Origin of the sequence: Pseudomonas putida (genome assembly GCF_002025705.1) — a bacterium.
GTDB lineage: Bacteria > Pseudomonadota > Gammaproteobacteria > Pseudomonadales > Pseudomonadaceae > Aquipseudomonas > Aquipseudomonas putida_J.
Window position 1 is genome coordinate 5,454,176 of sequence record NZ_CP018846.1, and the last position, 24,672, is coordinate 5,478,847.

27 protein-coding genes are annotated in these 24,672 nt (G+C 63.0%); 14 read left to right on the plus strand and 13 right to left on the minus strand.

Annotated features, from left to right (window positions below; all coding sequences use genetic code 11):
* Nucleotides 1-75: 75 nt before the first annotated feature.
* The 3 genes from BUQ73_RS24670 to rpmE all read right to left on the minus strand — a co-directional run bounded on the left by BUQ73_RS24670 (nucleotide 76) and on the right by rpmE (nucleotide 2,563).
* Nucleotides 76-1,344, minus strand: a complete 1,269-nt coding sequence (locus BUQ73_RS24670; protein WP_027920992.1) for a malic enzyme-like NAD(P)-binding protein — start codon at nucleotides 1,342-1,344, stop codon at nucleotides 76-78.
* A gap of 179 nt (nucleotides 1,345-1,523) precedes the next feature.
* Nucleotides 1,524-2,345 carry a thermonuclease family protein gene (locus BUQ73_RS24675; protein ID WP_079230050.1) on the minus strand — a complete coding sequence of 274 codons (822 nt, stop codon included), beginning with the start codon at nucleotides 2,343-2,345 and terminating at the stop codon, nucleotides 1,524-1,526.
* 2 nt (nucleotides 2,346-2,347) lie between these two features.
* Nucleotides 2,348-2,563: a 50S ribosomal protein L31 gene (gene rpmE, locus BUQ73_RS24680; RefSeq protein WP_027920990.1), complete on the minus strand. Its 216-nt coding sequence runs from the start codon at nucleotides 2,561-2,563 to the stop codon at nucleotides 2,348-2,350.
* A 167-nt stretch (nucleotides 2,564-2,730) separates the two neighbouring features.
* On the opposite strand from rpmE, the gene BUQ73_RS24685 reads away from it, so the two are divergent.
* The 3 genes from BUQ73_RS24685 to BUQ73_RS24695 all read left to right on the plus strand — a co-directional run bounded on the left by BUQ73_RS24685 (nucleotide 2,731) and on the right by BUQ73_RS24695 (nucleotide 7,498).
* Nucleotides 2,731-4,950, plus strand: coding sequence for a primosomal protein N' (locus BUQ73_RS24685; protein WP_079230051.1), 2,220 nt, complete (start codon nucleotides 2,731-2,733; stop codon nucleotides 4,948-4,950).
* A gap of 108 nt (nucleotides 4,951-5,058) precedes the next feature.
* Nucleotides 5,059-6,795 carry an arginine--tRNA ligase gene (argS, locus tag BUQ73_RS24690; RefSeq protein WP_079230052.1) on the plus strand — a complete coding sequence of 579 codons (1,737 nt, stop codon included), beginning with the start codon at nucleotides 5,059-5,061 and terminating at the stop codon, nucleotides 6,793-6,795.
* Between the two features lies 1 nt (nucleotide 6,796).
* Nucleotides 6,797-7,498, plus strand: a complete 702-nt coding sequence (locus BUQ73_RS24695; protein WP_079230053.1) for an SPOR domain-containing protein — start codon at nucleotides 6,797-6,799, stop codon at nucleotides 7,496-7,498.
* 56 nt (nucleotides 7,499-7,554) lie between these two features.
* On the opposite strand, the gene BUQ73_RS24700 is transcribed toward BUQ73_RS24695, so the two are convergent.
* Complete coding sequence (locus BUQ73_RS24700) at nucleotides 7,555-7,974, minus strand: NINE protein (RefSeq protein ID WP_079230054.1); 420 nt, start codon at nucleotides 7,972-7,974, stop codon at nucleotides 7,555-7,557.
* 166 nt (nucleotides 7,975-8,140) lie between these two features.
* Here BUQ73_RS24700 and BUQ73_RS24705 point away from each other — a divergent pair, with 166 nt between their 5' ends.
* Nucleotides 8,141-8,770 carry a C40 family peptidase gene (locus BUQ73_RS24705; protein WP_027920985.1) on the plus strand — a complete coding sequence of 210 codons (630 nt, stop codon included), beginning with the start codon at nucleotides 8,141-8,143 and terminating at the stop codon, nucleotides 8,768-8,770.
* A 113-nt stretch (nucleotides 8,771-8,883) separates the two neighbouring features.
* Here BUQ73_RS24705 and BUQ73_RS24710 read toward each other — a convergent pair whose 3' ends face one another.
* Nucleotides 8,884-9,882 (minus strand): type IV pilus twitching motility protein PilT, encoded by a 999-nt coding sequence (locus BUQ73_RS24710; RefSeq protein ID WP_079230055.1) that lies wholly within the window; start codon nucleotides 9,880-9,882, stop codon nucleotides 8,884-8,886.
* 66 nt (nucleotides 9,883-9,948) lie between these two features.
* On the opposite strand from BUQ73_RS24710, the gene BUQ73_RS24715 reads away from it, so the two are divergent.
* From BUQ73_RS24715 to BUQ73_RS24755, 9 genes are all read left to right on the plus strand, one after another.
* On the plus strand, nucleotides 9,949-10,635 hold the full coding sequence (locus BUQ73_RS24715; protein ID WP_079230056.1) for a YggS family pyridoxal phosphate-dependent enzyme: 687 nt from the start codon (nucleotides 9,949-9,951) through the stop codon (nucleotides 10,633-10,635).
* A gap of 38 nt (nucleotides 10,636-10,673) precedes the next feature.
* Nucleotides 10,674-11,492 (plus strand): pyrroline-5-carboxylate reductase, encoded by an 819-nt coding sequence (proC, locus tag BUQ73_RS24720; protein ID WP_079230057.1) that lies wholly within the window; start codon nucleotides 10,674-10,676, stop codon nucleotides 11,490-11,492.
* A 10-nt stretch (nucleotides 11,493-11,502) separates the two neighbouring features.
* Nucleotides 11,503-12,093: a YggT family protein gene (locus BUQ73_RS24725; RefSeq protein ID WP_079230058.1), complete on the plus strand. Its 591-nt coding sequence runs from the start codon at nucleotides 11,503-11,505 to the stop codon at nucleotides 12,091-12,093.
* Nucleotides 12,094-12,192: 99 nt separating this feature from the next.
* Nucleotides 12,193-13,332, plus strand: coding sequence for a homoserine O-succinyltransferase MetX (metX, locus tag BUQ73_RS24730; RefSeq protein WP_079230059.1), 1,140 nt, complete (start codon nucleotides 12,193-12,195; stop codon nucleotides 13,330-13,332).
* 7 nt (nucleotides 13,333-13,339) lie between these two features.
* On the plus strand, nucleotides 13,340-13,960 hold the full coding sequence (metW, locus tag BUQ73_RS24735; RefSeq protein ID WP_027920979.1) for a methionine biosynthesis protein MetW: 621 nt from the start codon (nucleotides 13,340-13,342) through the stop codon (nucleotides 13,958-13,960).
* Nucleotides 13,961-13,982: 22 nt separating this feature from the next.
* Nucleotides 13,983-14,417 (plus strand): DUF4426 domain-containing protein, encoded by a 435-nt coding sequence (locus BUQ73_RS24740; RefSeq protein ID WP_027920978.1) that lies wholly within the window; start codon nucleotides 13,983-13,985, stop codon nucleotides 14,415-14,417.
* On the plus strand, nucleotides 14,414-15,010 hold the full coding sequence (gene rdgB, locus BUQ73_RS24745) for an RdgB/HAM1 family non-canonical purine NTP pyrophosphatase (protein WP_027920977.1): 597 nt from the start codon (nucleotides 14,414-14,416) through the stop codon (nucleotides 15,008-15,010). The genes BUQ73_RS24740 and rdgB overlap by 4 nt, the downstream gene beginning before the upstream one ends.
* Complete coding sequence (gene hemW / locus BUQ73_RS24750) at nucleotides 15,007-16,182, plus strand: radical SAM family heme chaperone HemW (protein ID WP_079230060.1); 1,176 nt, start codon at nucleotides 15,007-15,009, stop codon at nucleotides 16,180-16,182. The genes rdgB and hemW overlap by 4 nt, the downstream gene beginning before the upstream one ends.
* A gap of 9 nt (nucleotides 16,183-16,191) precedes the next feature.
* The gene (locus BUQ73_RS24755; RefSeq protein WP_027920975.1) at nucleotides 16,192-16,518 is read left to right on the plus strand and encodes a DUF3392 family protein; all 327 of its coding nucleotides are present in this window, start codon (nucleotides 16,192-16,194) and stop codon (nucleotides 16,516-16,518) included.
* A 629-nt stretch (nucleotides 16,519-17,147) separates the two neighbouring features.
* Here the strand turns inward: BUQ73_RS24755 and trmB are convergent.
* The 4 genes from trmB to BUQ73_RS24775 form a co-directional block, all read right to left on the minus strand.
* Complete coding sequence (gene trmB, locus BUQ73_RS24760) at nucleotides 17,148-17,870, minus strand: tRNA (guanosine(46)-N7)-methyltransferase TrmB (protein WP_027920974.1); 723 nt, start codon at nucleotides 17,868-17,870, stop codon at nucleotides 17,148-17,150.
* 9 nt (nucleotides 17,871-17,879) lie between these two features.
* Nucleotides 17,880-18,692 (minus strand): thiazole synthase, encoded by an 813-nt coding sequence (locus BUQ73_RS24765; protein ID WP_027920973.1) that lies wholly within the window; start codon nucleotides 18,690-18,692, stop codon nucleotides 17,880-17,882.
* Between the two features lie 54 nt (nucleotides 18,693-18,746).
* Nucleotides 18,747-18,947, minus strand: a complete 201-nt coding sequence (gene thiS, locus BUQ73_RS24770) for a sulfur carrier protein ThiS (RefSeq protein WP_033696634.1) — start codon at nucleotides 18,945-18,947, stop codon at nucleotides 18,747-18,749.
* 102 nt (nucleotides 18,948-19,049) lie between these two features.
* The gene (locus BUQ73_RS24775) at nucleotides 19,050-19,421 is read right to left on the minus strand and encodes a DUF423 domain-containing protein (RefSeq protein WP_060498067.1); all 372 of its coding nucleotides are present in this window, start codon (nucleotides 19,419-19,421) and stop codon (nucleotides 19,050-19,052) included.
* Between the two features lie 64 nt (nucleotides 19,422-19,485).
* On the opposite strand from BUQ73_RS24775, the gene mtgA reads away from it, so the two are divergent.
* Nucleotides 19,486-20,196 (plus strand): monofunctional biosynthetic peptidoglycan transglycosylase, encoded by a 711-nt coding sequence (gene mtgA / locus BUQ73_RS24780; RefSeq protein ID WP_079230061.1) that lies wholly within the window; start codon nucleotides 19,486-19,488, stop codon nucleotides 20,194-20,196.
* 153 nt (nucleotides 20,197-20,349) lie between these two features.
* Here the strand turns inward: mtgA and rpoH are convergent, their stop codons facing one another.
* The 4 genes from rpoH to ftsY form a co-directional block, all read right to left on the minus strand.
* The gene (rpoH, locus tag BUQ73_RS24785) at nucleotides 20,350-21,204 is read right to left on the minus strand and encodes an RNA polymerase sigma factor RpoH (protein ID WP_079230062.1); all 855 of its coding nucleotides are present in this window, start codon (nucleotides 21,202-21,204) and stop codon (nucleotides 20,350-20,352) included.
* Nucleotides 21,205-21,315: 111 nt separating this feature from the next.
* Nucleotides 21,316-22,344: a permease-like cell division protein FtsX gene (gene ftsX / locus BUQ73_RS24790; protein WP_079230063.1), complete on the minus strand. Its 1,029-nt coding sequence runs from the start codon at nucleotides 22,342-22,344 to the stop codon at nucleotides 21,316-21,318.
* Nucleotides 22,341-23,012: a cell division ATP-binding protein FtsE gene (gene ftsE / locus BUQ73_RS24795; protein ID WP_012274659.1), complete on the minus strand. Its 672-nt coding sequence runs from the start codon at nucleotides 23,010-23,012 to the stop codon at nucleotides 22,341-22,343. Before ftsE ends, ftsX begins: the two co-directional genes overlap by 4 nt.
* Nucleotides 23,013-23,014: 2 nt before the next feature.
* Nucleotides 23,015-24,538 (minus strand): signal recognition particle-docking protein FtsY, encoded by a 1,524-nt coding sequence (gene ftsY, locus BUQ73_RS24800; RefSeq protein WP_079230064.1) that lies wholly within the window; start codon nucleotides 24,536-24,538, stop codon nucleotides 23,015-23,017.
* Nucleotides 24,539-24,672 lie beyond the last annotated feature (134 nt).

Genomic DNA, 24,672 nt, shown 5'->3' on the forward strand with positions numbered 1-24,672 from the left:
ACTGACACTCTCTCGGCAAACAAAAAGCCCCGGCTCATATGAGCCGGGGCTTTTTTGTGTCGCTTACGGCAGTGATCAGCCGTTGAACACTTCATCCACGCTGTTCAGCGGGTAGTGCTTCGGATACGGCAGGGTAGCCACGCCGGATTCGATGGCAGCCTTGGCCACAGCGTCGGAAACGACGGTGATCAGACGCGCGTCCAGCGGCTTCGGAATGATGTACTCGCGACCGAACTCCAGGCCTTCAACGCCGTAAGCTTCGCAGACTTCCTTAGGTACCGGCAGCTTGGCCAGGTCTTTCAGGGCGATGGCGGCGGCGATCTTCATTTCTTCGTTGATGCGCTTGGCGCGAACGTCCAGGGCACCACGGAAGATGAACGGGAAGCCCAGCACGTTGTTGACCTGGTTCGGGTAGTCGGAACGACCGGTAGCCATGATCACGTCGCTGCGAGTGGCGTGAGCCAGCTCTGGGGAAATTTCCGGGTCCGGGTTCGAGCAGGCGAACACGATCGGGTTGGCAGCCATCGACTTCAGGCCTTCCGGGCTCAGCAGGTTCGGGCCGGACAGGCCTACGAACACGTCAGCACCGTCCAGGGCATCAGCCAGGCTGCGCTTGTCGGTGGCGTGGGCGAACTGAGCCTTGTACTGGTTCAGGTCGTCGCGGCCAGCGTGAATAACGCCGCTGCGGTCGATCATGAAGATGTTTTCGACCTTGGCGCCCATGCTGACCAGCAGCTTCATGCAAGAGATGGCGGCAGCACCGGCACCCAGGCAGACGATCTTGGCGTCTTCCAGCTTCTTGCCGGCGATTTCCAGGGCGTTGATCATGCCGGCCGCGGTAACGATCGCGGTGCCGTGCTGGTCATCGTGGAACACTGGAATGTCGCACTGCTCGATCAGGGTGCGTTCGATTTCGAAGCACTCTGGTGCCTTGATGTCTTCGAGGTTGATGCCACCGAAGGTGATCGAGATGCGGCGAACGGTGTCGATGAAAGCTTGCGGGCTCTCGGACTCGACTTCAATGTCGAACACGTCGATACCGGCGAAACGCTTGAACAGAACGCCCTTGCCTTCCATCACTGGCTTGGAAGCCAGTGGGCCGAGGTCACCCAGACCGAGGATGGCGGTGCCATCGGAAATTACCGCGACCAGGTTGCCCTTGCCGGTGTATTTGTAGGCCAGCTCTGGATCACGGCCGATTTCGCGCACGGGTTCAGCTACGCCTGGGCTGTAGGCCAGGGCGAGATCGCGGGCGGTGGCGGTGGGCTTGGAGAGCTCGACGCTCAGTTTCCCCGGACGAGGTTGAGCGTGGTATTCGAGAGCGGCGGTTTTCAGGTCTGACATGGTGGGCATTCCGCTATTTACTGTTCTGACGGACCGCCGAGGATACGCAAAGAGCCGGGGAGCCACAAGACTGGTCAGTCACTTGTGTCAAGGCCTTTGGCCTACGACTTTAAGCTATCACGCACGGGGGCATTCGACTCACAGTGTGTACAATCCAATAGCGAACTGTCTACATTTTTTCAGCCTGAAATGCGCTCCAGCATGCCCGGATAGGTCAAAGGCAACACCCAGCGTCGCTGCCCCGGTTTGAGGCCACCCTTGCGGGAACGATCCAGCACCCAACCGCGCGCCTCGACCTGGCGTCCCTTGAGGTTAGCGAAGAAGCTTTCAGGGAAGTTGCGTTGCAGACGAGCGGAAATCTGCAGCACCACTGTGTCGTCCAGTTCGAGCCAGATACCACCACGATTGCGCGCGATGCTTCGAACGGTGCCTGCGACCACGGCGAAGCCCGATTGCTTCACATCTGCGGCCTTGCGCACCGGCGAACTGCGCCACAGGCCTGCCCGCGCTTCGCGCGCCACCCGCTCGGCCGCTTGCTGGCAACTCGCCAGGCGCACATTGGGAGCGATCGCTATGCGAAAGCCAAGCCCTTCGCTGAGCAGCTGTGCTTCAAGATTGTCGCCATTGCGACCATAGATATGCGCCAGGGTACGGCCGTACTTGTCTTTGCCCTCGACCCCTGGCACCAGCCCGACACGCCCGTCACTGGCCTTGACCAAAGCCTGCAGGCGCCGCTTGGCGGCCTCGGCATAGGGTTCACTGGTACGCCCCTTGTGCCCGATCTCAGGGGCATTGATGCCGATCATGCGTACACTGCGACCGTCGGTCAGGCGCAGCGTGTCGCCATCCACCACCTGGCGCACTGTAACCTGCTGCGGCTTCTCCGGAAGCGGGCAGAACGCCATGGCAGGGAGCTGCCAGATTGCGCCCACAAAAAAGGCGCCCACAAGGGGCGCCTTTTTCAGCAACAATGCGAAGCCCGAAGGATTCGCCATGCGCATGATTACTTCTTGGTACCGAACATACCGAAGCGATCGGCGAACTTCTGTACGCGACCACCGGTGTCCAGGACTTTCTGCTTACCGGTGTAGAACGGGTGGCACAGGTTGCAAACGTCGATCGCCAGGGTGTTGCCCAGGGTCGAACGAGTTTCGAACTTGTTACCGCAGCTGCAGGTGACTGCAACTACTTCGTAGTTCGGGTGGATACCTTCTTTCATGGTCACTTCCTCGAGCTGCGTGCCGCCACCCAACACCTATTGTTGAATACCGCACGTAATTAGGCGGCGAATAATACCAGAGCACCGCGCCAACGCAAGTTGTCGCTTGCACCGACCGTCGTCTGCTAGGCTCGCCAGTCTTTGAAACGCCCTCCGAGACTTGCCGCGTGTCCGACGTCATCCTGCGCCTTGCCCTGCCCTCCCCGTTGCGCCGCCTGTTCGATTACAAGGCGCCAGCGAGCATGGCACGCCAGGTGCTGACCCCAGGCATGCGCATCCGCGTACCGTTCGGGCGCCGCGAAATGATCGGTGTGCTGGTGGAAGTGTGCGAGCAGAGCGAAGTTCCTGCCGACAAGCTCAAGCCCGCCAGCGCCCTGCTCGACCCGGTTTCGCCGATTCCGCCAGCGCTGTTCAAGCTGTGCCTGTGGACGGCCCAGTACTACCAGCACAGCCTCGGTGACACCCTGAGCTGGGCGTTACCCACCCTGCTGCGCCAAGGCGAACCTGCCGAAATGCGCCAGGAGCGTTTCTGGCACGTGGCCCCCGGCGCACGCCTGGAGGACCCACGCATCGCCCGTGCCCCGCGCCAGCGCGATGCCCTCAAGACCCTGGCCCAGCACCCGCATGGCGTTGCGCACAGCCTGCTGAGCAAGCTCAACCTGAACAAGGACAGCCTCGACCTGTTGCTGGCCAAGGAGCTGGTACAGCTGGAAGTACGCCGCCACCTGCCGGCGCTTCGCCATGAACACTGGCTGGCACAGCCGGAGTTGCCCCTCAACGAAGAACAACGCGATGCCTTCGACGCCGTGCGCGAGGGCTTTGACGGCTTCGGCGCCTTCCTGCTGGCCGGCGTCACCGGCAGCGGCAAGACCGAGGTGTACCTGCAACTGATCCGCGAAACCCTGGAAGCCGGCAAGCAGGCGCTGGTGCTGATCCCCGAGATCAACCTCGGCCCGCAGACCCTGGCGCGCTTCGAACAGCGCTTCAACGCCCGCATCGCCCTGCTGCACTCGGCCGTGAACGACCGTGAGCGCCTCGATGCCTGGCTGGCCGCCCGCGACGGCGAAGCCGACATCATTATCGGTACACGTTCGGCGCTGTTCACCCCGATGAAGAACCCCGGCCTGATCATCATCGACGAAGAACACGACGGCTCTTATAAACAACAGGAAGGCCTGCGCTACCACGCCCGCGACCTGGCACTGGTGCGCGCCCACCAGGAAAACATCCCGATCCTGCTTGGCTCCGCCACCCCGTCGCTGGAAACCCTGCACAACGCGCTCACTGGTCGCTATCGCCTGTTGCGCATGAACCAGCGCGCTGGCGGAGCCCGCCCACCGCGCATGCTGCGCCTGGATGTGAAAAGCCTGCCGCTGGACAGCGGCATCAGCGGCCCGTTGCAGCAGGCCATTCGCCAGACCCTGGAGGCCGGCCAGCAGGTGCTGGTGTTCCTCAACCGCCGCGGCTTCGCCCCAACCTTGCTGTGCCATGACTGTGGCTGGCTGTCCGAATGCCCGCGCTGCGATGCCCGCATGACCGTGCACCAGCGCTCTGGCGTGCTGCGCTGCCACCACTGCGGCTACGACGAGCGCCTGCCGCACCAGTGCCCGAAGTGCAACCACGTCGACCTGCGGCCCGTTGGCGCCGGCACCGAACGCGCCGAGGAGCGCCTGAAAGTCCTGTTCCCGGATTACCCGATCCTGCGCGTGGACCGCGACAGCACGGCGCGCAAGGACGCCATGCACAACTTGTTCAGCACCATCCAGCGCGGCCAGCCAAGCATCCTGGTCGGCACCCAGATGCTGGCCAAGGGGCACCACTTCCCGCGGGTGACCCTGGTCGCCATCCTCGATGCCGATGGTGGGCTGTTCTCCGGCGACTTCCGCGCCAGTGAGCGCATGGCCCAGCTGATCGTCCAGGTCGCTGGCCGGGCCGGGCGCGCCGAAGAGCCCGGCAAAGTGATCATCCAGACCCACCTGGCTGACCACCCGCTGCTGGTGCAACTGACCGAACAAGGTTATTTCGCCTTCGCCGAGCAGGCCCTGGACGAACGCCGCAATGCCGGGCTGCCACCGTTCTCCCACCTTGCCTTGCTGCGCGCCGAAGCGCACAAGCCCGGCCAGGCCGAGGGCTTCCTCGACGAAGCCTGCGCCGCTGCCGAGCGGCTGGTCGCCGAACAACGGCTGCCCGGCATCGAGCTGCTCGGGCCGGTGCCTGCGCCCATGGAGCGGCGCGCCGGTCGTTTCAGGGCCCAATTGTTGATTCAGGCCAATACCCGAGCCCCCTTGCATCGACTGATCAGCGCCTGGTTGCTAGTGTTGGAGCAACTGCCGAGCGGGCGCCAGGTACGCTGGTCGCTGGATGTCGACCCGGTTGACCTTTATTAAGCTTCTGCCCCAAAGGTTGGCAACCCGCCCCCAGCAACGGATAATGCCCAGTTTTTCCACCTGCGCATCCAGGCGCTCCACCGCGCTTGCGGTCGAAAAGAGATCCCCATGAAAGACACCATTCGCCAGCTGATCCAGCAAGCCCTCACCCAACTCGTCACCGACGGTGTGCTGCCTGAAGGGCTCTCGCCGGCGATCCAGGTGGAAAACGCCCGGGACAAGACCCACGGCGACTTCGCCAGCAACATCGCCATGATGCTGGCCAAGCCGGCCGGCATGAAGCCGCGCGACCTGGCCGAAAAACTGATCGAAGCCCTGCCGGCCAGCGCCGACATCAGCAAGGTCGAGATCGCCGGCCCGGGCTTCCTGAACTTCTTCCAGAACACCGACGCCCTGGCCAACCGCCTGGATGCCGCCCTGGCCGACGCCCACCTCGGTGCGCGCAAGGCGGGCCCTGCGCAGAAGGTGGTGATCGACATGTCGGCCCCCAACCTGGCCAAGGAGATGCACGTCGGGCACCTGCGCTCGACCATCATCGGTGACAGCGTCGCGCGCGTGCTGGAGTTCCTCGGTGACAACGTCATCCGCCAGAACCACGTCGGCGACTGGGGCACCCAGTTCGGCATGCTGATGGCCTACCTGCAGGAAAACCCGATCACCAGCGACGAGCTGTCGGACCTGGAAAACTTCTACCGCGCGGCGAAGAAGCGCTTCGACGAATCGGAAGAGTTTGCCACCCGCGCCCGCGGCCTGGTGGTCAAGCTGCAGGCCGGTGACCCTGAGTGCCTGGCCCTGTGGACGCGCTTCAAGGACATCTCGCTGTCGCACTGCCAGAAGACCTACGAGCTGCTCAACGTCAAGCTGACCATGGCCGACGTGATGGGCGAAAGCGCCTACAACGATGACCTGGCCAACGTGGTCGCCGACCTCAAGGCCAAGGGCCTGCTGGTCGAGGACCAAGGCGCCCAGTGCGTTTTCCTCGAAGAGTTCAAGAACAGCGAAGGCGAGCCACTGCCGGTGATCGTGCAGAAGGCTGACGGCGGCTACCTGTACGCCACCACCGACCTGGCCGCTGTGCGCTACCGCAGCAACGTGCTCAAGGCCGACCGCGCCCTGTATTTCGTCGACCAGCGCCAGGCCCTGCACTTCAACCAGGTGTTCGAAGTGGCCCGCCGTGCCGGCTTCGTCGGCCACCCGATGCAAATGGAACACATGGGCTTCGGCACCATGAACGGCGCCGACGGCCGCCCGTTCAAGACCCGTGACGGTGGCACCGTCAAGCTGATCGACCTGCTCACCGAGGCCAAGGAGCGCGCCTACGCGCTGGTCAAGGAAAAGAACCCGGAGTTTACCGAAGAGGAGCTGCGCCACATCGGCGAAGTGGTCGGCATCGGCGCGGTGAAATACGCCGACCTGTCCAAGCACCGCACCAGCGACTACAGCTTCAACTTCGAGCAGATGCTCAACTTCGAAGGCAACACCGCGCCTTACCTGCTGTATGCCTACACCCGGGTTGCCGGCGTGTTCCGCAAGCTCGGCAAGGGCTTCGATGAAGTCGACGGCCACATCGTGCTGCAGGCCGCTCAAGAGCAGGACCTGGCCGCGAGCCTTGCGCAGTTCGGCGAAATCCTCAATAGCGTTGCTGACAAAGGCACACCGCACGTGCTGTGCAGCTACCTGTACGACCTGGCCGGTCTGTTCTCGAGCTTCTACGTGAATTGCCCGATCCTCACCGCCGAAACCCCGGAACAACAGCAGAGCCGCCTGCGCTTGGCTGCCCTGACCGGTCGCACCCTCAAGCAAGGTCTGGAGCTGCTCGGCCTGGAAACCCTGGAGCGCATGTAAGTTGGCTGCCAAGAAAAAACCAGCTCCAAAACGCGGCGCCAGCCGTCAGACGGCCCCAGCCAAACAGCCGATCCCTGGCTGGGTATGGCTGGCGGTCGGCCTGACGGTCGGTGCGTTCATCGTCTTCCTGATGAAACTCGAACCCGGTGGCGGTGACATCAAGCGCACCAAGCCTGAGCAGCAGAAGCCAGAGAAGGTGGCCGAAGCCAGCAAGTCGACCACCCCTGCAACGCCACAGGCGCCGGTGAAACCGAAGTACGACTTCTACACCCTGCTGCCGGAGTCCGAGGTGATCGTGCCGCCCGAGGCCGTGCCGGAGAAGACGCCGCCAGTGCCTGCGCAACCCGTGACTCCGGTCACGCCGGCTGAAGCGGCGAAGATCGACACCGCTCGCGCCCAGGCCGCACTGCTGGGGCAGACACCGCCGCCCGCGCCACCGGTGATCAAGCCGGCGGCGACCACGCAGTACTTCCTGCAGGCGGGCTCGTTCCGCAAGCAAGCCGACGCCGACAAGGTCCGCGCGCAGATCATCCTGCTCGGCCAGGTGGTCAAGGTCGAGTCGGGTACCGTCAAGGAAGAAACCTGGTACCGCGTGTTGGTCGGGCCGTTCAGCAACCGTGAACAGCTGACCGTAGCGCAGAAACAGCTGGCGGGGGCCGGGTTCAGCAACCTGCTGCTGCAGCAGCGACAGACCCGCCAATAACAAAAAAGGCCTTGCCGCACAGCGCGACAAGGCCTTTTTTGTGGGCGCCCGTGGCCCTATCGGCTGCGGGCGTTGGCTTCGGAAATCTGGCTGTTCAAGGTCCAGAAGTCATACAGCACACCCACCAAGAACAGGCCGCCGGTGAAGAAGTAGATGATCGCCGAGATCCACTTGCCCTGGTACAGGCGGTGCACGCCAAAAATGCCCAGGAAGGTCAGCAGGATCCAGGCAATGTTGTAGTCGATGCGCCCGGACTGGAAGCGCATGTCCGCCTCACGGTCCATCGACGGGATCAGGAACAGGTCGATCAGCCAGCCGATGCCGAGCAGCCCCAGCGTGAAGAACCAGATCGTCCCGGTGATCGGCTTGCCGTAGTAGAAACGGTGCGAGCCGGTGAAGCCGAAGATCCACAGCAGGTAACCAATGACCTTGCTGTGGGTGTCGTGATGCGGCGTCCCCTGTTGATAACTGTTCATTCATAGCCCTCGTGGGTTATCCGAAAATTTTCTAAATAAAAATGTGACTTTTCCGCCGCAGGCCGACGTACGGCAGCATGACAATCGACCAACGGCCCTGAAAAGGAGCAAAAAGCTGTTATAAAGTTGCGCGCCAAACACATAAACATTCATAAGAGCTTCATCTATGCCGCCTTTATTCAAGACATGGCTGACCCTCTGCCTATTATTGCCCCTGGCCGCCCACGCCACCAATCGTGAGCAACGTCTTCCCAATGGTTTCACCGGCTACACCAGCAACACCTCGGTGAAACACGCGCCCGTCAAGCAGACCACGCTGCACGCACGCTCGAACTATTCGGGCAAGGGCCACAACCTGCCTGCCGTTGCGGCGATGTCGCCGAAGCAGAGCAGCGATGTGCTCAGCCGTGCGGTCAATGTGCTCGGTACCCCTTATGTTTGGGGCGGCAGCAACCCGAAAAAAGGGTTCGATTGCAGCGGGCTGGTCAAATACGCGTTCAACGACGTGGCAGACGTCGACCTGCCGCGTACATCCAACGCCATGGCCCAGGGCCACGGCGTAAAGGTGGCCAAGAGCGACCTCAAGCCAGGCGATCTGATCTTCTTCAATATCAAGAGCCGTCGGGTCAATCACGTTGCCATCTACCTGGGTAACGATCGCTTTATCCATGCGCCGCGTACCGGCAAGCGGGTGAGCATCGACAACCTGAGCAAGCCGTACTGGCAGCAGCACTATGTGGTTGCCAAGCGGGTGTTGCCGAAAGAGCAGCAACAGCTGAGCCTGGCCAAGCGCTAAATCGGTTTCGACCTCTTCGCGGGCAAGCCCGGTCCCACAAAACCAGCACCGTTTTCCAGTGCTGAGCAGTAACTGTGGGAGCGGGCTTGCCCGCGAAGGGACCGGAACAGGCTCTAAAAAGCTCCGATCAATCCTTTCTCCCTCAGCCCAAGCATCGCCCCCTCCATCGTCCGCATCCCCTCCGCCGCCCCCGCCTGCATCACCGAACACAACTGCGCCATCCGCCCCTCCCGCACCAGGTTGCGCACCGCAGGTGTCGCCACCAACACTTCTCGCGCCGCCACCCGGCCGCCGCCAACACGCTTGACCAGCACCTGTGCCACCACCAGGCGCAACGACTCCGCCAGCATCGCCCGCACCAGCGGCTTTTCGTCCGCCGCAAATACCTCGATCAGCCGATCAATGCTGCCAGCCGCAGACCGCGTATGCACCGTGGCCAGCACCAGATGCCCCGTCTCCGCTGCGCGTAGCGCCAGGCGGATGGTTTCCAGGTCGCGCAATTCGCCAATCATGATCACATCCGGGTCTTGACGCAGAGCGCTGCGCAGCCCTTGGCCGAAGTCGCGACAATGCCGGCCGATCTCGCGCTGGTTGACCAGGCTGCATTGGCTGCTGTGGATAACTTCAACAGGGTCTTCGAGGGTGATGATATGTAGCGCCCGCTCACCATTGAGCCGGTCAATCAGTGCCGCCAGGGTGCTCGACTTGCCGCTGCCGGTCGGGCCGCCTATCAGCACCAGGCCATCGGCATGCCGCGCAACGGCTTGAAACACTTCTTCAAGATCAAGTTCGCCAACACTGGCAATGCGTTTCGGAATCAGACGAAACGAGGCTGCCAGGCCGTTCAGTTGCCGAAACAGATTGAGACGAAAACGCCCCAACGATGCCAGTTCCAATGCCAGATCCAGCTCGTCGCCTTGCTGCCACTGCCGGCACTGGCCCTCGTCGAGCAGCGGCGTCAGTGCGTCGCTCAACGCTGCCGTCGTCACCCCCGGTAGCTGCATGCGCCGCAGCTCGCCATCCACACGCAGCATCGGTATCTCGCCCGCAGCCAGATGCAGGTCGCTCGCCCCTGCGTCCACGGCTCGGGCCAACAGGTCGGTCACATCCATGAGACTCCCCAATAGCCATCAAGCAGGTAGAATGCCGAAGATCTCCAGAGCCGACGGCATCGATCCATGTCCACCATAGCAGACAACCTTTCCGCCCTCGCCGCCCGTATCCACAACGCTGCCCAAGCTGCCGGGCGCGACCCGACCAGCGTCCAGCTGCTGGCGGTGAGCAAGACCAAACCGGCCGCCGCCATTCGCGAAATCCACGCCGCCGGCGTGCGTGATGTCGGTGAAAACTACCTGCAGGAAGCCCTGGCCAAGCAAGAAGAACTGCGCGACCTGCCCTTGATCTGGCACTTCATCGGCCCCATTCAGTCGAACAAGACCAAAGCCATTGCCGAACATTTCGACTGGGTACACTCCGTGGACCGCCTGAAAATCGCCCAACGCCTGTCCGAACAGCGCCCTGCGGGCCTGCCACCGCTGAACATCTGCCTGCAGGTGAACGTCAGCGGTGAAGACAGCAAGTCCGGCTGCGCCCCGGCCGACCTGCCAGCGCTGGCCAATGCCGTGGCAGCACTGCCGAACCTGCGCCTGCGCGGCTTGATGGCGATCCCCGAGCCGACCGAAGACCGCGCCACTCAAGAGGCCGCCTTCGCCAGCCTGCGCCAGCTTCAGGATCGCCTGGAGCTCGGCCTGGACACCCTGTCGATGGGCATGAGCCACGACCTGGAAGCGGCCATCGCCCAGGGCGCGACCTGGGTACGTATCGGAACCGCCCTGTTCGGCGCCCGCAATTACGGCCCCGCCTGATTCCATGCTTTACTCACTCTTTCCTTCAAGGACCTGACATGAGCAAGACACGTATTGCCTTTATCGGCGCCGGCAACATGGCCGCCAGCCTGATCGGCGGCCTGCGTGCCCAGGGCCTGGACGCGGCGCAGATCCGTGCCAGCGACCCCGGCGCCGAGACCCGCACCCGCGTCCAGGCCGAACACGGCATCGAAGCATTCGAAGACAACGCCCAGGCCATCGCTGGTGCCGACGTAGTCGTGCTGGCAGTGAAACCACAGGTCATGAAGGCCGTGTGCGAAGCGCTGAAGCCGAACCTGGAAGCCGGCCAGCTGATCGTCTCGATCGCCGCCGGTATCACCTGCGCCAGCCTGCAGACCTGGCTTGGCGCCCGCCCGGTAGTGCGCTGCATGCCCAATACGCCGGCACTGCTGCGCCAGGGTGTCAGCGGCCTGTACGCCACCACTGAAGTGTCTGCCGAGCAACGCCAGCAGGCCGAACAACTCCTGTCGGCAGTCGGCACCGCCCTGTGGCTGGAGCAAGAACAGCAACTGGACGCTGTCACCGCCGTTTCCGGCAGTGGCCCGGCCTACTTCTTCCTGCTGATCGAAGCGATGACCGCTGCGGGTGAAAAACTGGGCCTGCCACGTGAAACCGCCTCGCATCTGACCCTGCAAACCGCCCTGGGCGCCGCGCACATGGCCGTGGCCAGCGATGTCGATGCCGCAGAACTGCGCCGCCGCGTCACCTCGCCAGCCGGCACCACCGAGGCGGCGATCAAGTCGTTCCAAGGCAACGGCTTTGAAGCCATCGTCGAACAGGCGCTGGAAGCGGCATCGAAGCGTTCCGCCGAGCTGGCTGAACAACTGGGCAAATAAGGAGCTGTTGATGAATGCACTGTCCGGCGCCGCGATCTTCGTGGTGCAAACCCTGGTCAGCCTGTACCTGGTGATCGTTCTGCTGCGCTTTGTGCTGCAACTGGTCAAGGCCAACTTCTACAACCCGCTGAGCCAGTTCGCCGTGCGCGCAACCCAGCCGCTACTCAAGCCGATCCGCCGAGTGATCCCCAGCATCGGTGGCCTGGACACTTCGTCGCTGCTGTTGGCGATCGTCATCCAGGCATTGCTGATGGGCTTCGTGCTGATGGTCACCTACGGCACCTTCGGCGACGTCCTGCACCTGCTGATGTGGGCCATCATCGGCGTCACTTCGCTGTTCCTGAAAATCTTCTGGGTCGCGATGATCGTCATGGTGATCGTTTCCTGGGTCGCACCGAACAGCCACAACCCGGCTGCCGAACTGGCCTGGCAGATCAGTGAGCCAGTCCTGGCACCGTTCCGCCGCATCGTGCCCAATCTGGGCGGCATGGACATCTCGCCAATCTTCGCCTTCCTGGCGATTCAGGTGATCCAGTCGTTCGTCATGCCACCGCTGGCAGCCTACGCGGGCATGCCACCGGAACTGTGGCGGATGATCTGAGCCTCGACGCCTGATGGTTTACCCCAGCGGCAAGCCTTTGCTTGCCGCTGGGGGTAGCGCTCTTTAGACTTACGCCTCCGTCAAGCGTGAGCAGGGTCGATGTCCACTGTCCTTCCCGAAGATTCCGTCGGTCTGGTTACACCGCAAATTGCCAAGTTCGATGAACCGCTGGCCCTGGCCTGTGGCCGTTCGCTGAACAGCTACGAGCTGGTCTACGAGACTTATGGCACCCTGAACGCCAGCGCGAGCAATGCCGTGCTGATCTGCCATGCCCTGTCCGGCCATCACCATGCCGCTGGCTACCATGCCGCCACCGACCGCAAGCCGGGCTGGTGGGACAGCTGCATCGGCCCTGGCAAGCCGATCGATACCAACCGCTTCTTCGTGGTCAGCCTGAACAACCTCGGCGGCTGCAACGGCAGCACCGGCCCGAGCAGCATCAACCCAGCCACCGGCAAGCCTTATGGCGCCGAGTTCCCGGTACTGACCGTGGAAGACTGGGTGCACAGCCAGGCACGCCTGGCCGACCGCCTGGGCATTGCGCAGTGGGCCGCCATCGTCGGTGGCAGCCTGGGCGGCATGCAGGCCTTGCAGTGGACCATGACCTACCCCGAACGCGTGCGCCACTGCGTGGACATCGCGTCGGCACCCAAACTGTCGGCGCAGAACATCGCCTTCAACGAAGTGGCACGCCAGGCCATCCTCACCGACCCCGAATTCCACGGCGGCTCGTTCCAGGACCAGGGCGTGATCCCCAAGCGCGGCCTGATGCTGGCGCGCATGGTCGGCCACATCACTTACCTGTCCGACGACTCGATGGGTGAGAAATTCGGCCGCGAGCTGAAGAGCGACAAGCTCAACTACGACTTCCACAGCGTCGAATTCCAGGTCGAAAGCTACCTGCGCTATCAGGGCGAGGAGTTTTCCGGCCGTTTCGACGCCAATACCTACCTGCTGATGACCAAGGCCCTGGACTATTTCGACCCGGCCGCGGCCCAGGGTGGCGACCTGGCCGCCACCCTGGCCCACGTCAAGGCAGACTACTGCATCATGTCGTTCACCACCGACTGGCGCTTCTCGCCAGCCCGCTCGCGGGAGATCGTCGATGCCTTGATGGCAGCGCGCAAGAACGTCTGTTATCTGGAGATCGACTCACCTTATGGGCACGATGCCTTCCTGATCCCCACACCTCGCTACATGCAGGGTTTCGCGAACTACATGAACCGCATCGCCATCTGAGGACAGCATGAGAGCCGATCTGGAAATCATCCACGAGTGGATTCCCGCCGGCAGCCGGGTACTCGACCTGGGCTGCGGCAATGGCGAGCTGCTGGCCTCGCTGCGTGACCGCAAGCAGGTCACCGGCTATGGCCTGGAGATCGACGCCGATAACATCGCCGCCTGCGTGGCCAAGGGCGTCAACGTCATCGAACAGGACCTCGACAAGGGCCTGGGCAACTTTGCCAGCAACAGCTTCGATGTGGTGATCATGACCCAGGCCCTGCAGGCCGTGGAGTACCCCGACCGCATCCTCGACGAGATGCTGCGGGTGGGCCGCCAGTGCATCATCACTTTCCCCAACTTCGGCCATTGGCGCTGCCGCTGGTACCTAGCCACCAAGGGCCGCATGCCGGTGTCGGACTTCATGCCCTACACCTGGTACAACACGCCGAACATCCACTTCTGCACCTTCGCCGACTTCGAAGAGCTGTGCCATGAGCGCCGCGCCAAGGTCCTGGACCGCCTCGCCGTCGACCACTTGCACCGTAACGGGTGGGGTGGGCGGCTATGGCCTAATCTACTAGGTGAAATCGGCATCTATCGCGTCAGCAGCCCGGGCCTGCAGGAGCACCAACTGGCGGTCTGACGCCCACCGGAGGATTCGCACCATGCGTCGCCTAGCCCTGTTCCTGATCAGCCTGTGCCTGGCCCTGCCAGTGATGGCGGCCGATGCCGCCCGCCCCGAGCGCAAGGAAGTCTTCGGCGACGTGACGGTGCACTACAGCGCCTTCACCTCGAGCATGCTGCAACCGGACATCGCCGCTGCCACCGGGCTCAACCGCAGCAAGAACCAAGGCGTGCTCAACATCGCCGTGCTCAAGGCCGACAAGCCAGCCATGGCGGTGGTCAGCGGCACAGTGAAAGACCTGACCGGGCGCACCAGCCCGCTGTCGTTCAAGCAAATTACCGACCAAGGTGCGGTGTACTACATCGCCCAGTTCAAGATCGAGCAGGCCGAGACCCTGACCTTCGACCTCAATGTCGAAACTGGCGGGGTCAGCCATCAACTCAGTTTCAACCAGGAAGTGTTCCCAGGCGAATGATGAATTTCCAGCAACTCGTATTGGCCAGCCACAACGCCGGCAAACTCAAGGAACTGCAGGCCATGCTCGGCCAGTCCGTGCAACTGCGCTCGATCGGCGAGTTCAGCCAGGTCGAGCCCGAAGAGACCGGCCTGTCGTTCGTCGAGAACGCCATCCTCAAAGCCCGCAATGCCGCACGCATCTCTGGCCTGCCCGCTCTTGCCGACGACTCCGGCCTGGCGGTGGACTTCCTCGGCGGCGCGCCGGGCATCTACTCGGCGCGTTATGCCGATGGCAAAGGTGACGCTGCGAACAACGCCAAGCTGCTCGAAGCCCTGAAAGACGTGCCGCAAGACCAGCGCGGCGCCCAGTTCGTCTGCGTGCTGGCCTTGGTACGCCACGCCGATGACCCGCTGCCGATCCTTTGCGAAGGCCTGTGGCACGGCAGCATCCTGTTTGAAGCCAGCGGCGAGCATGGCTTTGGCTACGACCCGTTGTTCTGGGTGCCGGAGCGCAAATGCTCGAGCGCCGACCTCGCCCCTGTGGATAAGAACCAGCTCAGCCACCGCGCGCGCGCCATGGCCCTGCTGCGTCAACGTCTGGGCCTGGCATGATCGCAACGCTGTCCCAAGCCGGCGCGGTGGCGCTCACCAGCCTGCCGCCGCTGGCGCTGTACATCCACATCCCGTGGTGTGTGCGCAAATGCCCTTACTGCGATTTCAACTCCCACGCCGCCGGGCCTGAGCTACCGGAAGAGGCCTACGTCGACGCCCTGTTGACCGACCTCGACCTGGAACTGGCCGCCGTACAGGGCCGGACACTGTCGTCGATCTTCTTCGGCGGCGGTACGCCGAGCCTGTTCAGCGCCAATGCCCTGGGGCGCCTGCTGCGCGGCGTAGAGCAGCGCATCCCGTTCGCGCCGGACATCGAGATCACCCTCGAGGCCAACCCGGGTACCTTCGAGCAAGAGAAGTTCAAGGCCTACCGGCAAACGGGTATCAACCGGCTATCGATCGGCGTGCAAAGCTTCCAACCCGCCAAGCTGGAGGCGCTTGGGCGCATCCACAATGGCGACGAAGCGATCCGCGCCGCCGGCATGGCACGTGCTGCGGGCTTCGACAACTTCAACATGGACCTGATGCACGGCCTGCCCGACCAGTCGCTGGACGACGCCTTGGGCGACCTGCGCCAGGCCATCGACCTGGGGCCGACGCACCTGTCGTGGTACCAGCTGACCGTCGAGCCGAACACAGTGTTCTGGAACCAGCCGCCGGAGCTGCCCGAGGACGATATCCTCTGGGATATCCAGGAGGCTGGCCAGGCCCTGATGGCGGCCAACGGCTTCAAGCAGTATGAAGTTTCGGCCTACGCCCAGGCTGACCGTGCCGCCCGGCACAACCTCAACTACTGGCGCTTCGGTGACTTCATCGGCATCGGTGCCGGCGCCCACGGCAAGCTGACCTTCGCCGATGGCCGCATCCTGCGCACCTGGAAGACCCGCCTGCCCAAGGATTACCTGAACCTGGCCAAGCCGTTCAAGGCCGGCGAGAAGCTGTTGCCGGTCGACGAACTGCCGTTCGAATTCCTGATGAACGCCCTGCGCCTCACCGACGGCGTGGAAGCCGAGCTGTTCAGCCAACGTACCGGGCTGCCCTTGGCACAGCTGGCCGAAGCCCGCCGTGCGGCCGAACAAAAGGGCCTTTTGCAGGTCGAACCGGATCGACTGGTGGCCACACCACGCGGCCAGCTGTTCCTCAATGACCTGCTGCAGTATTTCTTGACCTAAGGATGACCCATGGATCTGGTACTTGATCTGCTCGCCACGGTTTCGCGCTGGAGCCGCAGCAACCTGTCGGAGATTTCCCTGGCCCTGGTAGGCTGCCTGCTGGTGCTGTTCGGCACCGATATCAAAGGCTGGGTGGATCAACGCCTGGGCGCCTTGGCGGGTGCGCTGCGCGTGCCGGTGATGGCTGCGCTGGTGATGATCGGCAGCGGTGCGGCGCTGATCTATGCCACGCCGTGGGTAGTGAAAGGATTGGGGCAGTTCAACAACTACGCCTTGGCGCCAGTGTTGTTGGTGGTGCTGGTATTGATCGGCGTGGTGGCTGATCGCCGCGGGTGAGCCTGCTAAAAGCTGCCCCGGAGAACCAGGGCAGCCCTACCACCTGACTAGCCCTTACTGGGCATCATCGAAGTGATCGCGCATGAAATCCCGAACGGTCTTGAGCACAGTCAAGATCCGGATGAGCTTCCAGGCGCGGCTCAGCGCATCAAGCAAACGCTTCATATGCCTTGGCCTCCTTGTTGGCGGGCCAATCTTCCAGCATCTAACCGGCGCTTCGATGCCTTCGAAAACCGTACGGGGCTTTTCGGTGAAGTGGCCAGGTCAATGGCCCTTCGAAATACTCACCGGCACGGTTCTCAGGCCGTGTCGAAGGGGCCGGAAAGCAGAATTCTTCGCCCACCCGACCCATCACTAAAATTATCCGCACAGGAGCAGCGCGATGATACTTGGGATATACGATCGAAGCTGTTAATCGCTCCGACACACATTATGCTGGATATTTCTGATCATTGACCCGTCGTCTCGGGGTGCCTATGATCCACTGACCGTACGGGGGTTTTCGGTGAAATCCCGGAGCGGAGGATACTCAGTCCTGTCGCTCACACAAAAAAACCGCTCTTCTCAGAGCGGTTTTTTTTGCCTGCATTTCTACAAGCCTCAGCGTTTCGAAAGGCTTATCCAGCCAATCAATCCACTTTCTCGAACTTCAGATCCCACACCCCATGCCCAAGCCGCTCGCCGCGGCGTTCGAACTTGGTGATCGGGCGCTCTTCCGGGCGCGGCACATAGGTGCCGTCTTCAGCACGGTTGCGATAGCCCGGGGCGGCGCTCATCACTTCCAGCATGTACTCGGCATAGGGTTCCCAGTCAGTCGCCATGTGGAACACACCACCCGGCTTGAGCTTGCGTCGCACAAGCTCGGCAAACTCCAGCTGGACGATACGGCGCTTGTGATGACGCGCCTTGTGCCATGGGTCGGGGAAGAACAGCATCAGGCGATCAAGGCTGTTGTCCGCCACGCAGCGGTTGAGCACCTCAATGGCGTCGCAGTCGTAGACACGCAGGTTCTTCAGACCCTGGGTCAGCACACCGTTGAGCAGTGCGCCGACACCCGGACGGTGCACTTCGACACCGATGAAGTCCTGCTCAGGCGCAGCAGCGGCCATCTCCAGCAGGGAATGGCCCATGCCGAAGCCGATCTCCAGGGTACGCGGCGCCGAACGGCCGAACACCTGGTCGTAATCTACCGGGCTGTCCGCCAGCGGCAGGATGTACAGCGGGCCGCCCTGGTCGAGGCCGCGTTGCTGGCCTTCGGTCATGCGCCCGGCGCGCATCACGAAACTCTTGATGCGGCGGTGTGGGCGGGCTTCGCCGTCGGCGGAGATCGGCGTATCTTGCGAGTCAGTCATCAGGGGCTCTTACTTGATCAGACCATCCAGCGGCGACGAGGCGCTGGCATAAAGTTTTTTCGGCATGCGCCCGGCCAGGTAGGCCATGCGACCGGCGAGGATGGCGTGCTTCATGGCCTCGGCCATCAGCACCGGCTGTTGGGCGTGGGCGATAGCCGAGTTCATCAGCACGGCTTCACAACCCATTTCCATGGCGATGGTGGCATCCGAGGCGGTGCCCACACCGGCGTCGACCAGTACCGGCACCTTCGACTCTTCCAGGATGATCTGCAGGTTGTACGGGTTGCAGATGCCCAGGCCAGTGCCGATCAGGCCAGCCAGCGGCATCACCGCGATGCAGCCGGCTTCGGCCAGTTGGCGGGCGATGATCGGGTCGTCGCTGGTGTAGACCATCACGTCGAAACCGTCCTTGACCAGCACTTCGGCGGCCTTGAGGGTTTCGATCACGTTAGGGAACAGGGTTTTCTGGTCGGCCAGCACTTCCAGCTTCACCAGGGTGCGCGACTCGTGGGACTTGTGGCCATCGAGCAGCTCACGGGCCAGACGGCAGGTACGCACCGCCTCGACAGCGTCAAAGCAACCTGCCGTGTTTGGCAGGATGGTGTACTTGTCGGGCGACAGCACGTCGAGCAGGTTCGGCTCGCCCGCATTCTGGCCCAGGTTGGTCCGGCGCACAGCCACGGTGACGATCTCGGCACCCGAGGCCTCGGTGGCCAGGCGGGTTTCTTCCATGTCACGGTACTTGCCGGTGCCGACCAGCAGGCGCGACTGGAAAGTGCGCCCGGCCAGGATGAAGGGCTTGTCGCTACGAACGTTGCTCATCGTTGTTCCTCGGGAAAAGATTGCTGGGCTTGCAGGTGAATCGCCGGACCGGGCTCAGCCGCCACCGATGGCGTGGACCACTTCGACCTGGTCGCCTTCGTTCAGCTGCGTGCTGTCGTGCTGGCTACGCGGCACGATATCCAGGTTGAGTTCCACCGCCACCCGGCGCCCGGTCAGTTCCAGGCGGGTCAGCAGGGCCGCGACGCTTTCGCCAGCGGGCAATTCGTAAGGTTCACCGTTCAGTTGAATGCGCATGCGCACGGCCACCATTGTTCTTTGGGGCCCGCATTCTAGCGCCGATCCACGCATGAACCCAAGGGCGCTGCACGCCATTAGTCGCGATTGTGGACCGTTCGGTCAGCCCAGGCGCCAGGCAGCCAGGCCCAGGCACAGCCAACCGGCGAGGAAGCACAGGCCACCAATGGGGGTGATGATACCCAGCTTGCCCAGGCCGCTGAGGGTCAGCAGGTACAGGCTACCGGAGAACAGCACGATCCCCAGGGCGAACAGACCGCCGGCCCAGCCGACCAGGCGCCCCGGCAGGTGCGCCGAAAGCACGGCGACACCAAAGATCGCCAGGGCATGCACCAGCTGATAGGTGACCCCCGTGTGGAAAATGGCCAGGTAATCCGCGGTCAGGCGATTCTTAAGCCCATGTGCGGCGAACGCGCCCAGGGCGACGCCGGTAAAGCCGAAGAAGGCGGCGAGCATGAGGAAGCTGCGAAGCATGGGACGACTCCTTGTATCGGGTCTGTATAATGGCCCGTTCCACCGGTCCGGCCAAGCCATCGCCATGCTGTCATCCATTCTCCGCCGCCTCGCCCGCGCCCTGCTCTGGTTCGCTGCCGGCAGCATTGTGCTGGTGCTGGTGTTTCGCTGGGTACCGCCGCCGGGCACCGCATTGATGCTCGAGCGCAAGGTGCAATCATGGGTGAGTGGCGAGCCGATCGACCTGCAACGCGACTGGGAACCGTGGGAAAACATCTCCGACGAGCTCAAGGTTGCGGTCATTGCAGGTGAAGACCAGAAGTTCGCCAGCCATTGGGGCTTCGACATCCCAGCCATACAGGCGGCACTGGCGTACAACGAGCGTGGTGGCAGCATTCGTGGTGCCAGCACCTTGACCCAACAGGTGGCCAAGAACCTGTTCCTCTGGTCGGGCCGCAGCTGGTTCCGCAAAGGGCTGGAAGCCTGGTTCACCGGGCTGATCGAGCTGTTCTGGTCGAAGGAGCGCATTCTCGAGGTTTATCTGAACAGCGCCGAATGGGGCAAGGGCGTGTTTGGCGCCCAAGCGGCCGCACGCTATCACTTTGGTGTCGATGCCAGCCGGCTGACCCGCCAGCAGGCCGCGCAACTGGCGGCGGTGCTGCCAAGCCCGATCAAATGGAGTGCCAGTCGGCCAAGTGCCTATGTGGCGAGCCGGGCGGGCTGGATTCGGCGACAGATGAGCCAGTTGGGTGGGCCCAGCTACCTGATGCAACTGGATTCTTCGCGCAAGCTTTGAATTTTTTGGGGCTGCTGCGCAGCCCATTCGCGACACAAGGCCGCTCCTACAGCTGATCGCGTCCTCTAGCAGGGGCGGCCCCAAAATCGCGCTGGCAATAAAAAGCCGCTCACCCTCTTCGGGCCAGCGGCTTTTCGATGCGACCAAGCGTGATCAGATGGTGATCAGCGCCTTGACCTTGTTCATCGCATTTTTCTCCAGCTGGCGAATCCGCTCAGCCGAAACGCTGTACTTGTCAGCCAGCTCATGCAACGTGGCCTTTTCTTCTGCCAGCCAACGCTGGTAGAGAATATCGCGGCTGCGATCATCCAGGCCTTGCAGCGCTTCGTGCAGGTTGCTGGTGGAGTTGTCGCTCCAGTCGGCATCCTCCAGCTGTACAGCCGGGTCGTAGCGGTGGTCTTCCAGGTAGTGCGCAGGCGACTGGAAGGCGCTGTCGTCATCCGCTTCGGCTGCCGGGTCGAAGGCCATGTCCTGACCACTCAGGCGGCTTTCCATCTCGCGCACCTCACGTGGCTCGACGCCGAGGCTTTCCGCCACGCGATGCACTTCGTCGTTGTTCAGCCAGGCCAGACGCTTCTTCTGGCTGCGCAGGTTGAAGAACAGCTTGCGCTGGGCCTTGGTGGTCGCCACCTTGACGATGCGCCAGTTGCGCAGGATGAATTCGTGGATCTCTGCCTTGATCCAGTGCACGGCGAAGGACACCAGGCGCACACCCATTTCCGGGTTGAAACGCTTGACTGCCTTCATCAGGCCTACGTTGCCTTCCTGGATCAGGTCGGCCTGGGCCAGCCCGTAGCCTGCATAGCTACGAGCGATATGTACGACGAAACGCAGGTGGGCCATCACCATTTGCCGAGCGGCCTCGAGATCCTGCTCGTAGTAGAGACGCTCGGCCAGATCACGCTCCTGCTCGACAGACAACAGCGGGATGCTGTTGACCGTGTGCACGTAGGCTTCCAGGTTTGCACCGGGTACCAGGGCATAGGCAGGTTGCAACGATGTGGTCATTCAAGAACCTCCGACTTACTAAACTCGCGCCTTGTGAGCGCTGCCAACATTGACCCGGAACGACCGTACAAGTTCCCTGGTGAAGAAAATGTCAATGCTGGCACGTAAAAACTATCGCGGCGCCAGCTCGTTCAGATGACGAGCGACTGCGATCCATGCACCGATATACCCCAACAGCACCGCTCCGATCAAGAGCGACAGACCATCGGAAGCCGGCACACCACCCAGGGCGAAATCACTGCCATACAGCCCGGACAGCCCTACCACGGCCTCGTTCAGCCAGTTCAGGCCGAAGGCCAGGATGGCCCAGGCCAGCACGCCCGCACCCAGGCCATACAAGGCGCCCATGTACAGGAAAGGCCGGCGTACGTAGCTGTCGGTGCCGCCTACCAGCTTGATGACTTCGATCTCGATACGGCGGTTTTCAATATGTAGACGAATTGTGTTACCGATTACTAACAGCAGCGCAGAAATCAGCATTACCGCCAGGCCGAAGACGAAGCGATCGCCGAGCTTGAGGATCGCCGCCAGGCGTTCCACCCATACCAGGTCCAGCTGCGCATTTTCTACCCTTGGCAGTTCCGACAGGCGCTGCCGCAGGGCTTCCAGGGCCGGCTTGTCGACTTCGGTCGGGGTCACCACCACGACACCGGGCAACGGGTTGTCGGGCAGCTCGCGCAGCGCCTCGCCCAACCCGGACTGCTGCTGGAACTCTTCCAGGGCCTGCCCGGGGCTGACGTACTGGGCGTCGGCGACACCCGGCATGCGCCGGATGTCGTCGCGCAGGGCTTCACCCTGCTGGCTGCCCGCGTCGAGCTTGAGGTAGAGCGAAATCTGCGCAGCGCGCTGCCAGGAACCGCCCAGCACCTCGATATTCTTCAACAACAGCGACAGGCCCATGGGCATGCTCAGGGCCACTGCCATCACCAGGCAGGTGAAGAAGCTGCCGATCGGCTGCTTGCCCAGGCGTCGCAGGCTGTCGGCCAGGCTGGCACGATGGCTTTCCAGCCAAGCGTGCAGCAGGGTGCGGAAATCCGGGCCGTCGTCGTCGTGATCGCCGCCCTTCTTCTTGGCAGGCTGCGGGTCAGCGGCCTTGGGCGCAACGCGCTCGGAAACCTTTGGTGTACGTGTAGTGCTCATTGCCCGGCCTCCCCATCGCCGATCAGACGACCGCGCTGCAGGGTCAGCATGCGGTGGCGCATGCGCGCAATCAGTGCCAGGTCGTGGCTGGCGATCAGAACTGTGGTACCCAGGCGGTTGATGTCTTCGAACACGCCCATGATCTCTGCGGCCAGGCGCGGGTCGAGGTTACCGGTGGGCTCATCCGCCAGCAGCAAGGCCGGCTGGTGGACGATGGCACGGGCAATACCGACCCGCTGTTGCTGGCCGGTGGACAGGTCGGCCGGGAACAGCTCGCCCTTGTCCGATAACGAAACACGCTCCAACGCCGAATCAACGCGCTTGGCGATCTCTGCCTTGGACAAGCCTAGAATCTGCAGCGGCAAGGCGATGTTGTTGAACACCGTGCGGTCGAACAACAGCTGGTGGTTCTGGAACACCACGCCGATCTGCCGGCGCAGGAACGGGATCTGTGCATTGCTGATCTGGCCCAGGTCCTGCCCAGCCAGCATCAGCTTGCCGCTGGTCGGGCGTTCCATGGCCAGCAGCAGGCGCAGCAAGGTGCTCTTGCCCGCCCCCGAATGCCCGGTGACGAACAGGAATTCGCCCCGACGCGCCCGGAAGCTCAGCTCATGCAAGCCGACATGGCCATTGGGGTAGCGCTTGGCAACCTGTTCGAATCGGATCATGGTCAGTCTCGCTCGGCGAACAGAGCCTTGACGAACGGCTCGGCTTCGAAGGTGCGCAGGTCGTCGATGCCTTCACCGACACCGATGAAGCGGATAGGGATGTTGAACTGCTTGGCCAGCGCGAAGATCACCCCGCCCTTGGCGGTGCCGTCCAGCTTGGTCAGGGCCAGCCCGGTGAGTTCGACGCTCTGGTTGAAGTACTTGGCCTGGCTGATAGCGTTCTGCCCGGTACCGGCATCGAGCACCAGAAGCACTTCGTGCGGCGCCTCGGCGTCGAGTTTGCCGATCACCCGGCGGACCTTCTTCAGCTCTTCCATCAGGTTGTCTTTGGTGTGCAGGCGGCCGGCGGTGTCGGCGATCAGCACATCGACACCACGGGCCTTGGCAGCCTGTACAGCGTCGAAGATCACCGAAGCGGAGTCGGCGCCGGTGTGCTGGGCGATCACCGGGATCTGGTTACGCTCGCCCCAGACCTGCAATTGCTCGACAGCGGCGGCGCGGAAGGTATCACCGGCCGCCAGCATGACTTTCTTGCCTTCCAGCTGCAGCTTCTTGGCCAGCTTGCCGATGGTGGTGGTCTTGCCGGCACCGTTCACGCCGACCACCAGAATCACATAAGGCTTGTTCTGCGCTTCGACCTTGAGCGGCTGCTCGACCGGGCGCAGCAGTGCGGCCAGCTCTTCCTGCAGGGACTTGTACAGCGCGTCGGCGTCGGCCAGCTGCTTGCGGGCGACCTTCTGGGTCAGGTTCTGGACGATGGCCGAAGTGGCTTCAACGCCAACGTCAGCAGTCAGCAGCCGGGTTTCGATCTCGTCGAGCAGGTCGTCGTCGATGACCTTCTTGCCCAGGAACAGGCTGGCCATGCCCTCGCCGATGCTGGCGCTGGTCTTCGACAGGCCCTGCTTGAGGCGGGCGAAGAAGCCGGGTTTGGACTGTTCAGTGGCAACCGGCACGGCAACTACAGGGACTGGCTCAGGCTCCACTGGCGCAGGCGCAGGCGCAGCGACTGCGGCCACGACCACAGGCTCTGGCGCGGGACGTTCCGGAATCGCCGGCGGCGCCTTCGGCTCCAGGTCCGGCACCAGCGCCACAGGTTCTTCGGCTACCGGAAGCACCAGATTACTGACGGGGGCGGCATGCTCGACCACCGGGGCAACCTCGACCGGCCCCGCTTGCAGCGGCACAGAGGCGACGGGCTCAGGCGTCGGGGCGACCAGCGGCTCAGCGGCGATCGGCTCGGGGTCGGGCGCCTGCAATGGCTGGGAAGCAACCGGCTCTGGCACAGGCGCTTCGGCCACCGGGGCCACCGGCTCGACCGGCGTAGGCTGCTGTGCTTCGACAAGCGGCTGCTCGACGGCAGGCTGCGGCGCTACCGGTTCGGCTGGCTGCAGCTCGGGCGCTTGTGGCTCAGGCGCTTGAGGCTGTTCGGCGACAGGTTGCTGCGGCTTCTTGCGAAACCAGCTGAACAGGCCTTTTTTCTCGCCAGCCTCGGCCGGCGCTTTTTTGTCGTCGTTGGAACCAAACATGGAAGACGGCTATCTCAGGGTAGCGATGGGCCAGCAGCTGGCGCATCGGGAATTCTCTAAACGCAGAACAGACTATTTTGAATCCGACTGGTTCATGCGCAATGTTTTGTCTTAATGGGCCTGCGGGCCAGAAC